This is a genomic window from Kitasatospora sp. NPDC056076, from assembly GCF_042266305.1.
Taxonomy (GTDB): domain Bacteria; phylum Actinomycetota; class Actinomycetes; order Streptomycetales; family Streptomycetaceae; genus Kitasatospora.
Map to the genome: position 1 here is coordinate 59,690 of NZ_JBHJWG010000012.1, position 13,287 is coordinate 72,976.

At 67.9% G+C, this 13,287-nt stretch carries 8 protein-coding genes; 1 reads left to right on the forward strand and 7 read right to left on the reverse strand.

Going from position 1 to position 13,287, the window contains the following annotated elements; translation table 11 throughout:
* Positions 1–34: 34 nt before the first annotated feature.
* From ACFC1T_RS12580 to ACFC1T_RS12595, 4 genes are all read right to left on the reverse strand, one after another.
* Positions 35–3,226 (reverse strand): type I restriction endonuclease subunit R, encoded by a 3,192-nt coding sequence (locus tag ACFC1T_RS12580; protein WP_375887138.1) that lies wholly within the window; start codon positions 3,224–3,226, stop codon positions 35–37.
* Positions 3,223–4,551 carry a restriction endonuclease subunit S gene (locus ACFC1T_RS12585; RefSeq protein WP_375887140.1) on the reverse strand — a complete coding sequence of 443 codons (1,329 nt, stop codon included), beginning with the start codon at positions 4,549–4,551 and terminating at the stop codon, positions 3,223–3,225. Before ACFC1T_RS12585 ends, ACFC1T_RS12580 begins: the two co-directional genes overlap by 4 nt.
* The gene (locus tag ACFC1T_RS12590; RefSeq protein ID WP_375887143.1) at positions 4,548–6,539 is read right to left on the reverse strand and encodes an N-6 DNA methylase; all 1,992 of its coding nucleotides are present in this window, start codon (positions 6,537–6,539) and stop codon (positions 4,548–4,550) included. The genes ACFC1T_RS12585 and ACFC1T_RS12590 overlap by 4 nt, the downstream gene beginning before the upstream one ends.
* Positions 6,540–6,618: 79 nt before the next feature.
* Positions 6,619–8,772 carry an N-6 DNA methylase gene (locus ACFC1T_RS12595; protein WP_375887146.1) on the reverse strand — a complete coding sequence of 718 codons (2,154 nt, stop codon included), beginning with the start codon at positions 8,770–8,772 and terminating at the stop codon, positions 6,619–6,621.
* Between the two features lie 318 nt (positions 8,773–9,090).
* Between ACFC1T_RS12595 and tcmP the strand changes: the two genes are divergently transcribed.
* Positions 9,091–10,242, forward strand: a complete 1,152-nt coding sequence (tcmP, locus tag ACFC1T_RS12600) for a three-Cys-motif partner protein TcmP (RefSeq protein ID WP_375887148.1) — start codon at positions 9,091–9,093, stop codon at positions 10,240–10,242.
* Here the strand turns inward: tcmP and ACFC1T_RS12605 are convergent.
* The 3 genes from ACFC1T_RS12605 to ACFC1T_RS12615 form a co-directional block, all read right to left on the reverse strand.
* Entirely contained in the window at positions 10,232–10,978 is a 747-nt protein-coding gene (locus tag ACFC1T_RS12605; RefSeq protein ID WP_375887150.1) for a DUF5131 family protein, read from the reverse strand. The two genes, tcmP and ACFC1T_RS12605, sit on opposite strands and share 11 nt — an antisense overlap.
* Before the next feature lie 841 nt (positions 10,979–11,819).
* A complete protein-coding gene (locus ACFC1T_RS12610; protein ID WP_375887357.1) occupies positions 11,820–11,948 on the reverse strand; it encodes a LuxR C-terminal-related transcriptional regulator in 129 nt (42 codons plus the stop codon).
* A 162-nt stretch (positions 11,949–12,110) separates the two neighbouring features.
* Complete coding sequence (locus ACFC1T_RS12615) at positions 12,111–13,223, reverse strand: serine hydrolase domain-containing protein (protein ID WP_375887360.1); 1,113 nt, start codon at positions 13,221–13,223, stop codon at positions 12,111–12,113.
* Positions 13,224–13,287: the final 64 nt, after the last annotated feature.

Genomic DNA, 13,287 nt, shown 5'->3' on the forward strand with positions numbered 1-13,287 from the left:
CGGTCCGACACCGATGATGTCGGACCGCAACCCGTCAGAAGTCGTCCAGCCCCTCCTCCCGGCGGATCATCCGCCAGGCGGCGCGGCGGGCGCTGCGGTCGAGGTTGGACTTGAAGTCCCGGTCTGCTCCGAAGTACCGCTTCCCGAGCGTGTCGATCGTGGAGACATGGTCCATCATGTTCTCCTCGAACTTCTTGTCGAAGACGACGCCGAAGTTCTCTTCATCGTTGACGAGGGCGGCGGCCCGGACCTTCGGGTCCCTCTTCGTCGCGTTGAAGGCCGGGAGGACGTCCTCCTCGGTGAACTCCGTGCCGAACTTCGCGTTGAACCTCTCGATCAGTTCGGACAGCAGTGACTTCTCGTCGTCCTTCCCGCCGCCGGCTCCGTCGCCGAAACCCTTGAGCTCGGCCGGGCCTTCGGGGAGCAGGGACTTGTCGTGCTCGCCGGTCTTCTCCACGCGCAGGTGGCTGAGATCGACCTCGCCTATGTCGACGCCACCGTCCGCGAGGCGGGGCAGTCGGTTGAGCAGGTAACGCCCGTACAGGTACAGCCGTTCCAGGTCGGCGTCCTGGTAGGGAACGATTTGTGCGAGGAACCCGTACTTGCGGACGTAGTCGTTGAGGTTGGCCCGGAACTCCTCGGCGGCCTCGACGTCGTCCTCCTCCCCGCTCTCCAGGAGGGCGCTGAAGCGGGTGACGGCGGGGGAGAGCAGCCGGTACAACTCGGCGTGCAGCTTCTCCCAATTGGCCTGGGACCCGCCGGCCTTCTCCTGCGCCTCGAAGTACGCGGCGACGAACTCGTCCATGTCCTGCTCCGAGACGATCGGAGCGGACATGACGCGGCTCTGGGCCGTGTACAGGAGGTTCGGGTCGGAGGGCAGGGTGTGCGCCTCCTCGAAGTATGGGCGGAACGCGTCCTGGATGTCCTCGGCCTCGTTGACGAAGTCCAGGACGGCCAGGTCGGCCTGCGATTTGAGGTCGGCGGTGCGGTTGAGGCGCGACAGCGTCTGCACGGCGGCGATGCCGGTCAGCGTCTTGTTGACGTACATCGTGGTGAGGAGCGGCTGGTCGAAGCCGGTCTGGTACTTCTCGGCAACGACGAGGATCCGGTACTCCTGCTGGCCCCTGCCGCCGGCCTTCGCGGCCTTGTCGTCGGTACGGGTGTAGGCGAACGCCTTGGGGAGCGCGCTCTCCGACAGACCTCCGTTCTCCTTGCTCTCGGTGGTCTCCTCACCGTCGATGGTGAGGGAACCGGAGAAGGCGACCAGGACACCGAGGTCCGGGTACTTGGTGTCGTACTCGCGGTCGGCGATGTAGCTGCGGATGGCGCGGGCCATCTGCACGGCGGAGTGCCGGGATGCCGTGACCACCATTGCTTTGGCACGCCCGCCGAGCCGACCACGGGTGTGGGCGACGAAGTGTTCGACGATCACCTGGGCGTGCTGGGACACCGTGTGCTCGTGCATGAGCGCGAAACGGGCCAGCAGGCTGTTCGCCTTGGAGGGGTCGACTTCCTTCTCGTCCCGGTTGAGGTTCGCGAGCTTCCAGTAGGTGTTGTAGGTGACGTAGTTGCGCAGGGGGTCGAGGATGAAGCCCTCCTCGATGGCCTGGCGCATGGAGTAGGTATGGAAGGGGCGATAGACGGCCTTGCCGTCCTCCACGCCTTCCGTGCCGAAGAGTTCGAGCGTCTTGGCCTTGGGGGTGGCCGTGAAGGCGAAGTAGGAGAGGTTGGCGGCCTGGGAGCGCTCGACCGCCTTCGCCTTCAGCTTCTCCTCCACGGCCTCCACCGTGACCTTGGTGGTGCCCTGGTCGTCCGAGTCGGCGTCCAGGCCGAGATCGCGGAGGGCGGACTTCACGGCGGTGGCGGCGTCGCCGGACTGTGAGGAGTGCGCCTCGTCCACGATGATCGCGAAACGGGTGCCCTTGATCTCGGTGGGGTTGCGTTTGATGTAGTCGAGTAGCGCTGGGAACGAGTGAAGGGTGACCGTGACGATCTTGCCAGTGTCCCGGGAGAGGGCGCGGGCCAACTGTTCGCTCTTCGCCCCGTGCTTCTCGTCGACCTTCACGACCAGGCCATCGGTCTGCGAGAAGCTGCCGACCGTCTCCCGGAGCTGGGCGTCCAGGTTGCGGCGGTCGGTGATGACGATGACCTTGTCGAAGACGGGCTCGCCGGGCTTGAGGCGGCCTGCGGCGACGGCCTCGGGGTTGAGGACGGCCGGGGCGGTGCCGGCGTGCAGATCACTCAGGCGGTGAGACAGCCAGCCGATGGTGTTCGACTTGCCGGAGCCGGCCGACGCCATGATCAGGTAGTTCTGGCCGGCACCGTGGGTGGCTGCGTGCGCGGTGAGCTTGCGGACCACGTCCCACTGGTGGAATCGCGGGAAGACCGTCGACTTGGTGGTGCCGCCGCCGGGCGTCTTGTGCTTCTGCTGGTGGACGAAACGCTGGAGGAGGTCGAGCCAGTTGTCCCGCTGCCAGACCTCTTCCCAGAGATAGGAGGTGGCGTACTTGCCGTGGGCGGTGGGGGAGGGGTTCCCGGCCCCACCGGGCCGGCCGGGGCCGTCGGAGCCGGTGTTGAACGGCAGGAACCGGGTGCTCTTGCCGCGCAGTTGCGTGGTGACGAAGGCCAGGTCCGGGTCGACCGCAAAGTTCGCGATGACGCGACGCGTGAAGATCAGCTCGGTCGGGTCGCGGTCGGTCCGGTACTGCTCCTTGGCCTGCTCGACGCCCTGACCGGTGAGCGGGTTCTTCAGCTCGGCCGTGGCGACGGGGATGCCGTTGAGGAACAGGGTCAGGTCGAGGCGGTGGCCCCAGTCGGCCTGCTTGGTGGCGTAGGTGAGTTCCCGGACGACGGTGAGGCGGTTGGCCCGGTAGCCGTCGAGGACGGAGTCGGCTGAGATGAGGTTCGGCCTGAAGTAGGCGACACGGAGACGGACTCCGCGGTCCTTGACGCCGTTGCGGAGAACGTGGAGCAGCCCGTCGTCGGCGATGGCCCGGTCGAGGCGCTGCGCGAAGCCGCGCTGCGCCTCGTTGGGGTTGCCGCCGTAGACGGTGAGGAGTTCGTTCCACTCGTCTGGCTGGGTGGCGCCGATGAAAGTGAACAACTCGTTGGTGTCCAGACCGAGGTCGGGCCGGTAGTCATCGGGGCGCGCCTCGCGCCAGCCGCGCTCGCAGAGGGCGGCGACGATGGCGGAACCGAAGGACGACTCGTCGTGCGCGGGGCTCAAGCGGAGACTCCTTCGGTGACGTTGCGGCCGCTGGCGGTGGTGACGTCGAACTGGCCGGTTACGGCGGCGGTGATGAGCGCCTGGCGGCGCTCTTTAAGGAGAACCTCTTGGCGTGACAACTTCTCTTTGAGTGCTTGGATGGGGCTCTCTGATGCCTCAAGCCCTTGAATGATGTCCTCCTGCTCGTCGAGCCCTGGGGCAGGCACCATGAAGTCGACAACGTGTGAGACATTGATCTGTTCTTGTGCTGCGCCATAGCGTACAGAGTTCACATAAGCCGTTCCGAGCGGACTATTGAAATATGCCTCCAAGTACTTCGGCAGGAGATGTTTTCCGCGCTTGATAACCAGAAGTGACGCACAGTTGGCGCCGTCGAGACCGTCAGGAACTACAGCTGCCCGCCCTGGGTATCCAGCCCTAATCACCACCACGTCGCCGCTGTTCAAGCGCGAGCGCCAGAGGGTCCGGCTATTGGCTTCGGACATGAACCGTACTCCAGCTAGGTCGATGCCCGATTCCGTAATATTTGAACCCCTCAAAAATGGGACGCCATCTTCCGTGAAATATGAGGATGGATCTACCACGACGCCTACGCCAATGCGCGGCACGAGTCGCTTCAATGGAATGACCTGCCAAGAGGCGGGCAGATCTCCTAGCATCGGATGCGGCATGCGTGGGCCGCTTCTATCGGCGCCACGCAGCATCAATGCCCGCTGTGCATCTCTTCTTTCGTGAAGCACGACCTTCAGTCGACGCACTGTGGTGCACATCTTATCGATGCGTGCGATCTCGGCGTCGAGGAATTCGCCGATGCGGCGCTGCTCATCCAGCGGCGGCAGGGGAACTGGCGCGTCGCCGAGCCGGTCCCGGTTGAGTTCGATCTGGTTTGTTGCCCCGACCACGAGAGCCGCGTACACATATTCCTGGAACGGCTTCGAACTGAGCCAGTAATAGGAGAACCGAGCATCCAACTCGTCGGGCTTTGCCCTTGCGATCGTGACATGGCTGTCCGCCATGCATGGGAGCCCGTCCGGCGAATCAGTGAAGTATCCGACGCGACCCAGAGTACCTGTGCCCGTGGAGTTGATGAGCACATCGTTCGGGCGCAGGTAGCCCTTGAGGCTCTTCGGGTTTCCGCTGAAGTCATGGAAGCGAGTGCGAGGCCAGTCTAGACCGCTGGCTTGGTTTGAGGCCTGACTGATGGCTCTTACGGGACCAACATCGACGTAGTCCGGAGCAGACCCACGACTCAATACTGATGTCACGTGCTTTAGCGGAGCGGAGGACCAGGAGTTGGGGAGGGGAACGCCCAGCACAGAGCTCATTCCGTAACCTCTCCCAGCAGCGCCTGAATCTCCGCCTCAAGCGCCTTCAGCTCCGCGTCGATCTCCGCCAGCGGCCTCGGCGGCTTGTACACGTAGAAGTGGCGCGTGAACGGGATCTCGTAGCCGATCTTCGTCTTGCTGTGGTCGATCCACGCGTCCCGTACGTGCGGGTGGACCTCCCGTGCCAGGTACTCCTCTACCTCCTCGCCGAGCGGGACGTTCTCGTAGTCCCGCAGCTCGGCGTCCGGCTCGGGCTGGCCCTTGATGAGCTGGACTTCGCCCTCGGGGTCGCGGACGCCGATCACCTCGCGCAGCGCCTTGTTGAATGGTGCCCCCGTGGGCCACGTTCCGCCGGCCTGGACCACTGCGTCCTTCAGGGCGAGCCAGGCGTCCTGCTTCGTCGTCCAGCTCTTGCCCATCAGGGTTTTGAAGGCGTCCGCCAGGGTCGGGGCCTGCGGAAGCTTCTGGATGACCTTGGACGCCTCCAGCTCGGTCAGCGTCTCCTCCGTCACCTCGAACCGCAGCTTCAGCGGGCGTTCCACCGTGATCCGCTGGTAGCCGAAGTCCTCGTTGTGGAAGACCTTGACCTTGGCGTGCAGCGGGTGGTCGGAGTCCTTCGCCGCATCGAGGGCCTCGCCGTAAAGCTTGACCACCGTGGCGATGTGGTCCGTGCTCAGCTCCTTGCGCTTGTCGCCCAGCGACTTGCGCATCTTCTGCCACTGGTCGCGGGCGTCCAGCAGGACAACCTTGCCCTTGTGGTCAGGGTCCTTGCGGTTGGTCAGGATCCAGAAGTACGTCGAGATCCCGGTGTTGTAGAAGAGCTGGTCAGGCAGGGCGACGATGCCTTCCAGCCAGTCGTTCTCCAAGATCCAGCGGCGGATCTCCGACTCACCCGAGCCGGCCGCTCCCGTGAAAAGCGGTGAGCCGTTGAAGACGATCGCCAGGCGCGAGCCACCCCCGCCGTTGACATCCACCGGCTTCATCTTCGAGATCATGTGCTGGAGGAACAGCAGCGAGCCGTCGTTGATGCGCGGGAGGCCCGCGCCGAAGCGGCCCGCCTCTCCCAGCGACTTGTGCTCGGCCTCGACCTCGTCCTTGACCTTCTTCCACTCCACGCCGAACGGCGGGTTGGCCAGCATGTAGTCGAAGGTCTTGCGCGCGTGCCCGTCGTCGGAGAAGGAGTTGCCGAAGGCGATGTTCTCCGGGTCCTGCCCCTTGATCATGAGGTCGGAACGGCAGATCGCCCATGACTCGGGGTTGAGCTCCTGGCCGTACACCTCCACCGTGGCGCCCTGGTTGAGGCCCGTGATCAGGTCGTCCATCGCGGAGAGCATGCCGCCGGTGCCGCAGGCAGGGTCGAGGACGGTGCGCACCGCGCCCGGAAGCTGTAGGGCATCGCCGTCCGGGGCGACCAGCAGTCGCACCATGAGCTGGATGACCTCGCGCGGGGTGAAGTGTTCACCGGCCGTCTCGTTGGACTGCTCGGAGAAGCGGCGGATCAGCTCCTCGAAGATGTAGCCCATGTTGTGGTTGGGCACGACCTTGGGCCGCAGGTCCAGGTCGGTGAACTTGCCGATGACCTGGTACAGCAGTCCCGCACCGTCCAGCCGCTTGATCTGCTGGGCGAACTCGAAGCGGTCCAGCACGCCGCGGGCGTTGTCGGAGAATGCCCCGACGTACACCGCGAGGTTCTTGGCCGCGTTCTGCGGGTCCGCCGCGATCTTCTTCAGGGTGAGGCCGGACCTGTTGTAGAAGGCGTGGCCCGAGGCCCGGCGCAGGAAGCGGTCCGGGTCGATGTCGCTGCCCTTGTACTGCTCCGCGATCTCCGCGACCTTTTCGCGGGTCGGTTCCAGCACGCACTCCAGTCGCCGCAGCACCGTGAACGGCAGGATGACCTTGCCGTAGTCGGACTGCTTGTAGTCCCCCCGCAGGAGGTCGGCGACGGACCACGCGTGGTTCGCCAACTCCGTGTGCTTGCTGCTGTTCAAGACTTCTTCCGCTTCCCTTCGAGGGCCGGTACGGATGACATGGAGCGCCGTGGGAGACCGAGGGCCTCGTCCGTCCGCATCATGAGTGGGGGAGTTCGAGGATTTCAGCTTCGCCCGGGACGAGTTGGCCGCCGGTGAGGCCGTCGGCCACGAGCCGTGCCGTCTCCTCGGCCAACTCCTCAGCTCTTCGGGCCTGTTCGCGCAGCGCGGTGACATGCCGGAACGCCTCCCCGTACCGCCGCTGTTCCGTCAGCGGCAGCAGGGGGACTCGCAGCCGGCCCGGGCTGAGGTGCAGGGTGGAGCTGCCGGTGGAGGCGCCGGCCAGGTTGGCCTCCGAGCCGAGGAAGCCGTGGAGAAACCAGGAGTCGAGCCGCGCAGGGTCGGGCCGGAAGAGGTGAACGTTCGGACCGAGCAGCACGCCCGCCTCGTCCTCGCCCGCAACCCGGGCGACGGGGCCTCGGCCGCCGATCAGGCCACGGACGAGCACATCGCCGACGGCGATCTCCGGTACCTGCTCGGTGGCCTGAGCGTCGTCGATCCGCCCGGTGGGCCCGCTTCCACGAGCGATGTCGCCACCGGTGAGGGCAGCTCGGGGTGCCCCGACACCTGTCTCCGGGCCGCTCTCGCCGTCCGCCTGCCGCGGCGGCGCGGGGGCTGTCCGCAGGACTTTCAGCGCGCCGCCCCGGGCCAGGTCGGACACCGTGGCGGAACGCCACTGTCGGGCCGAGGCGCCCGCCGGCCCCCACAGCTCCGTGGCGGCCAGGGAGGCGACCGACCGTGCTGCTCCCGTCAGTGCCTCCCGCGCCGTGACGGCCTGGTCGGCCAGTTCATGCGGCTCCATGCCGGCCTGGGACGCGCGCACCTGGCGGGCCGGAGTCACGTCGACGACGTCGTCGAGCAGGTCGACCACGCCCACCGCTCGCGCCACGCCGGCCTGCGGCTCGAACGCGTTCGGGTCCTCAGCGTAGGCCTTCCATGCGGAGAGGATCTGCTCGGTCACTCGCGTCCAGTCCACCGCACCGGAACGGCTTCCGCCTCGCCCCGGAGCCGTGGGTTCGCCGGTGGTGTCGACGAAGAGCACCGTCTGGTACGTCGGCCAGGCCGGCACCGGCCGCTGCAGTACCCACACCTGTAGGCCGATGTGCAGTGGGATCGCCGCCCCCGGCGGCAGGGCCGCCACCGCCCGTAGCGCGCCGCTGCGGATCAGCTCGGCGCGGATGCGGCGGCCGGAGGAGCGGGACGCCGTGGCCGGCGGGAGTAGCAGGACGGCGTGGCCCCCTGGTTCGAGGTGGGCCAGCGCGTGCTGGACCCAGGCGAGTTCGGATTCGGCGCGGGGCGGGAAGCCGTAGGCCCAGCGCGGGTCGTAGGCCAGTTCGTCGTGGCCCCAGTCGCGGTCGCCGTAAGGCGGGTTGCACAGCACGGCGTCGACGGTGAGGTCCGGGAAGGCGTCGGCGCGCAGGCTGTCACCCGTGCGCGCGGTGACGGTGGAACCCTCCGCGGCCGTCAGGGTCAGGCCGACCGCAGTGCGCCGGGCCTGGACGGGAAGGCGGTCCTGCCCGTACAGCTCGCGCGCGCCGAGTGTGGCGGCGGCCGACAACAGGGTGCCGCTGCCGCAGGCGGGGTCCAGAACCCGGGCCGGAGAGCCTGGAACCAGGCGGGCCAGCAGGTCGGCTAGCGGGGCCGGCGTCCGGTAGGCGCCGCTGACCGCACTGTCCTCCAGCTCCCTGTCCGCGAGTACGCCCAGCGCCGTCTGCGCGCCCTCGTCGCGGACACAGAGCAGCAGGGCCCGTAGCACCGCGGTGTCGGCGTCGGCGAACCGGATGGGTTCCGTGTCCGGCACCACATCCGCGACCTCGGCCGCCGCGTCGTTCGCCTGCTTCACCAGATCGGCATCGGACAGCGCGTACAGACCGGTGAGGTCGTCGGCGGAGCGGCGGGCTGTCGCCAGGACCAGCAGGAGCAGGGCGGACATGCCAGCGCCGGCACGCTCGCGGAGGCGCAGGGTGGTGCGCAGCTCCCCGCTGGGCGTGGCCGCCGTGCGCTGTCCGCGAGAGGCGAGCCATGCGCGGATCTTCTCCAGGTCGTACAGCGGGCTGCTGTCCGTGCCGCCCGCGGGCGGCGGGAAGGACTCGTGCCGGCGGCGCCAGTTGCTGACGGTAGCGCGCGTGACTCCCGCGATGCGGGAGATCTCGGCGGCTGTCACCTGGGCGGATGGTGCGGGTGGCTGCGACATGGCTGTGGTCCTGGCTCCGATGGTCGGCTGGTTGCACCCTACAGCACAAGTCAACTTCAGAATGTTGTTAGACGATGCTTTCACGTCTATGCTTTCATGTAATCGCTTCCGATGGCGAGTGGCACCTCCCAGCGTGAAGCGCGTCTTCCCCGCCCACTGCGATGTCCCTGGGTGCCTGCCCACGGGACTGTGTCCGTCGTGTCCCATGCGGCACACGGGGTGGCGGGATGGCTGACACGTGGTCTTTACGCGATGCATGCGCCTCACCCACCCTGGAGCGATCAGTGGTCGGGTCACGCCGGGCGCGGAGGGGGACGAATGTCGAAGGGCACGTCGGGGGAGTACTGGTCGGCACCTGCGCTGCCCAGCATCTTCAAGCACACCTTGCTCAGTCGCTACATACCCCGGTTCGGGGGGATGACCGCCTCGAAGAGCGGTGGCGAGGTCGTCTATCTGGATGGGTATGCCGGTGAGGGCCGCTACGAGAACGGAACGGCGGGATCGGCCGAACGCGTCCTCAAGATCGCAGCCGACCACCAGGCGAAGAACCTGGTTCGCTGGACCTGCTTCTTCGCGGAAAGGTCCGCGCCGTCCTTCTCCCACCTGGAGTCCGTCGTCGCCGAGTACCGCGAGCAGGGCGTCGATGCCCGCGCCTTCCACGGTGACGTGACAGGACTCATGGACGAGGTGTTGGCCGTCGCCGCAGGCCGACCGCTGTTCCTGTTCCTGGACCCGTGCGGGCTCGCCCTGCCGTTCGACTCCCTCGTCGACGTCCTTGCCAGGCGCCGCAAGGAGACCTGGCCGCCGACCGAGCTGCTGCTGAACTTCAGCATGATGGCGGTGCGCCGGATCGGAGGGAACTCCCACTCTGCGAAGGGGAACGAGCGGACCAACGAGCGCCTGGACGAGGTGTGCGGCGGGCGCTGGTGGCGGGACTTCTTCGCCGACGGCTACACCAGGGACGCCGACGACAAGGTCGCCGCCGAGTACAGCAGGCGCCTCGGCGAACGGACGGGCATGAGTACGGTCTCGGTGCCCGTCACCAGCGCACCGGGCCGGAAGGCCGTCTACAACCTGGTGTTCGGCACGCGCAGCAACCACGGCCTGTGGGCCTTCGGTGATGCGCACGCCCGGGCCCGGGACACGTGGTGGGAGGGGCTCGAACTGACGGAGGAGGCCGAGGACAGCGCGCTGTTCGCGATGGCGACCCTGCAGCGCCCCGATCCTGACCACGTCCGGGCCGAGGCTGTGCCGGCCATGGCCGCGAACCTCACCGAACTGCTGCGGGCCGGCCGTCCGTTCAAGCTGGTCGACCACACGCTGGAGGTGTTCGGGGAGCACTACGGCCAGGTGCCCGAGACCATCGCCCGCCAGGCGGTCAAGCACTTGCACGGAGCGGGGGGAACGCCCAGTGACGGTAAAGGATCCCCGGTCCACAAGCTGGAGGTGCGCCCGCCGGTCAGACCGTGACAGGCAAGGGCATCTGATTCCAGGTCCGTCCGTCCAGCAACCGCCCGCCAGCCTTGGGAGTGCGGCCCCCCCACTGCTTGAAGAAGAACGCCACGTTCTCCTTCTGGCAGGCGTCGCGCACCTGCCTGGCCCAGGACGCGTCCATCGGCCGGTGCCCGGGGCCCGACTCGCCGCCGGCGATCACCCAGTGGATGCCGTCCAGGTTGAGCCCCTCCAACGGGCCGAGCAGCGGCTCGCACGACAGGAACCGCACCGCCGCCGGGACGTCGCGGAGGTCGTCGACCCGGTCGAGCTCGGCCGAGCTCTCCACGGACACGCCCATCCACACGTTCTCCGGCCACTCGAGCCGGTCGGCGACGCGTTGAAGCCGCCTCGCCCGCTTGGTCAGTACCTGGTAGGTGTGCTGGGGGGTGTCCGCCATCACCGCGAAGACCCGGCGCACGAAGTCGAGCCGCACCTTCGCGTGGAACAAGTCCGACATCGAGTTCACGAACACCGTCCGCGGGCTCTTCCAGCCGTATGGCACCGTCAGGGCGTTCCGGTGGAGCGTGAGAGCGAAACCCGGCCCGGACGTGCGGGGGTCACCGTCCGCCTGGTACTTCTCCGCGCCCATCGCCTTCAACCGCTTCGCCAGCGCGAGGGCGTAGCAGTTGTCACATCCGGATGAGACCCGGTCGCACCCGGTGGTGGGGTTCCAGGTCGCCTCCGTCCATTCGATGGAGCTGCGATCGCTCACCAGTGGCCTCCTGTTGGGCCACCACATCTGACTGAGGCCCTTTCGACTATGGCTTCTCAACCTAGCGGAATCAAAGCTGACTTGAGTGTGCGGCCCTAGACAGTCACTCCCGTGCTCGCGTGATCGAACGGTGTGCTCGTACGCCAGAGTGCTCCAGAAGGGGGTCAGGTGCACTGGGCGCAGCACCTGGTTCGGAGCCCCGGCAGCGCTGACGGAATCAGCCATGGCTCACCCGCAGTGATCGTGTGACGGCGACGGCTCTGCCGGGCTTGTTCAAGCCTCGGCCGACGGCAGGCATAGCTGGCACTGCCACGGGGTCACCGCCGCCAACCCCAGCGTGCTCGGACAGCCGCTGCCCGATTCAGCGCGGTCGAGGGCCCGTGCCAGTCAGCTGTCCGCTGCGCCGCTGTTATCGAAAACCTCCAACTCGCTTGTGTATCGGTACGGTTGAGTACCAGAACAGCCGAGGCCTCAAGGTCTCGACTATCGAAACTAGTTGAACACCTTGACTGTGGGGGTCAAGGGGTCGCAGGTTCAAATCCTGTCGTCCCGACAGTGATGTCGGAGCCCCGCTGACTGGACGGAAGTCCAGGTCGGCGGGGCTTTTGCCGTTTCCGGTGTGCTGGAGGTCGTGGCGGCGCAGGTGTTCGAAGCCGAGCGTGACGACTGCCTCGTCCCAGTGCGTCGCGTTCGGTAGGGCGGCGGTGGTGATCCGTCCGCCCGCGGTCCGGTGAACGGGCGCGGCATCGGGGTGGGAGTGTGAGGAACCCGGGCGCCATAGACGTTCGCGCGGGAGCCCCCGTCGGGGCTCCCACGCGGCCTGCCTCGTTGGTCCGGTGGGTCAGAGCCAGCCTCTGTGGGCGGCTTCGAAGCGGCTGGCGGCGCCCAGGCGTTCCATGATCGAGGCCATGTGGCGGCCGATGGTGCGTGAGGAGAGGCCGAGGCGCTGGCCCGCCGCGTCGTCGGTGATGCCGGAGCTGAGCCCGGGGCCTACGACCCGAGCACCGCCACCTTCTACCTCAGCAAGGACGACACCGACACCGCCGGCACCGCGACCTTCGGCAACCCGGGTTGGGCTCCGATCGCCGGCAACTGGTGAACCGGGCGGCCGGGGGAGTTGGGCCGGGGTGGGTCAGTGGCAGAGGGCTGTGTCCAGGGCGGTGGACATGTGGTGGGCGGCGTCGTCGGAGGGGACGGTGGTGACGGTGATGTTGGCGGCGCGGCCGTCGTCGGTGACGGCGCCGCGGGAGCGGTAGCCGACGATGGTGCCGCCGTGGCCCCAGGCCAGGCCGCCGCAGGAGAGGGGGCGGCTCTGGAGGCCGAGGCCGTAGCGGACGCCCGGGCCGAGGGGGTCGGCGGGGACGGTGGTGCGCATCTGGGCGAGTTGGGCCGGGGGGAGGAGGCGGCCGCCGAGGAGGGCGGTGAAGAAGGTGTTGAGGTCGGTGTTGGTGGAGACGACGGCCCCGGCCGCCCAGGCCATGGAGGTGTCCATGTCGGTGTAGTCGACCGGGGGCGCGTCCGGCAGGCTGAGGTAGCCGTGGGGGTGGGCCTCGTGGACGGTGGTGTCGCCGGGGGTGGGGAAGTAGGTGTGGCGCAGGCCGATGCGGTCGATGACGCGCTTGGTGATCTCCTCGCCGACGGGTCGTCCGGTGACCTTCTGGACGAGGAGCCCGGCGACCAGGTAGTTGGTGTTGTTGTACTCGAAGCTGGTGCCCGGAGCGAAGTGGGCCTTCTGGGCGAGGGCGCCGTCGAGGAGCTCGCGGGGCTCGAAGTAGCGGAACTGGATGGGGATGAAGTCCGCGAGGGCCGGGGCGGCCATGTACTCGGGCAGGCCGCTGGTGTGCTGGAGCAACTGCCGGACGGTGATGGTGTGTCCGTCGATGCCGTCGCCGCGCAGCAGGCCCGGGAGGTAGGTCTCGACGGGCTCGTCGAGGCCGATCTTCCCCTCGGCGACGAGTTGGAGGACGACGACGGCGGTGAAGGTCTTGGTGTTGCTGCCGGCGCGGATCTGGCCGTCGACGGGGGGCTTGGCGCCGGTGGCGAGGTTGCCGGTGCCGGCGGTGTAGGTGCGGGTGCGGCCGTCGCGGCCCTTGACGGAGGCGAGTGCGGCGGGCAGGCCGTCGTCCTTGACCAGGGCGTTGAGGCTCTGCTGGACGGTGTCCGGCTTGCCGCTCGCGAAGGCCGCGCTGGGTGCCAGCGCGCCGGCCGCCAGGGCGCCGGCGGCCACGGCCGTCACGACCGCGATCGTCCGGTGCCGGCCGGGTCGGTGTCGGCCGGGTCGACGGGAAGGTGGGACGTGGCTGTGCTGG

Excerpts from the sequence above, each read along its gene's own strand:
- tcmP (WP_375887148.1), top strand. The coding sequence starts at position 9,091 with ATGTCGAAGGGCACGTCGGGGGAGTACTGGTCGGCACCTGCGCTGCCC.
- ACFC1T_RS12585 (WP_375887140.1), bottom strand. The coding sequence starts at position 4,551 with ATGAGCTCTGTGCTGGGCGTTCCCCTCCCCAACTCCTGGTCCTCCGCT.
- ACFC1T_RS12595 (WP_375887146.1), bottom strand. The coding sequence starts at position 8,772 with ATGTCGCAGCCACCCGCACCATCCGCCCAGGTGACAGCCGCCGAGATC.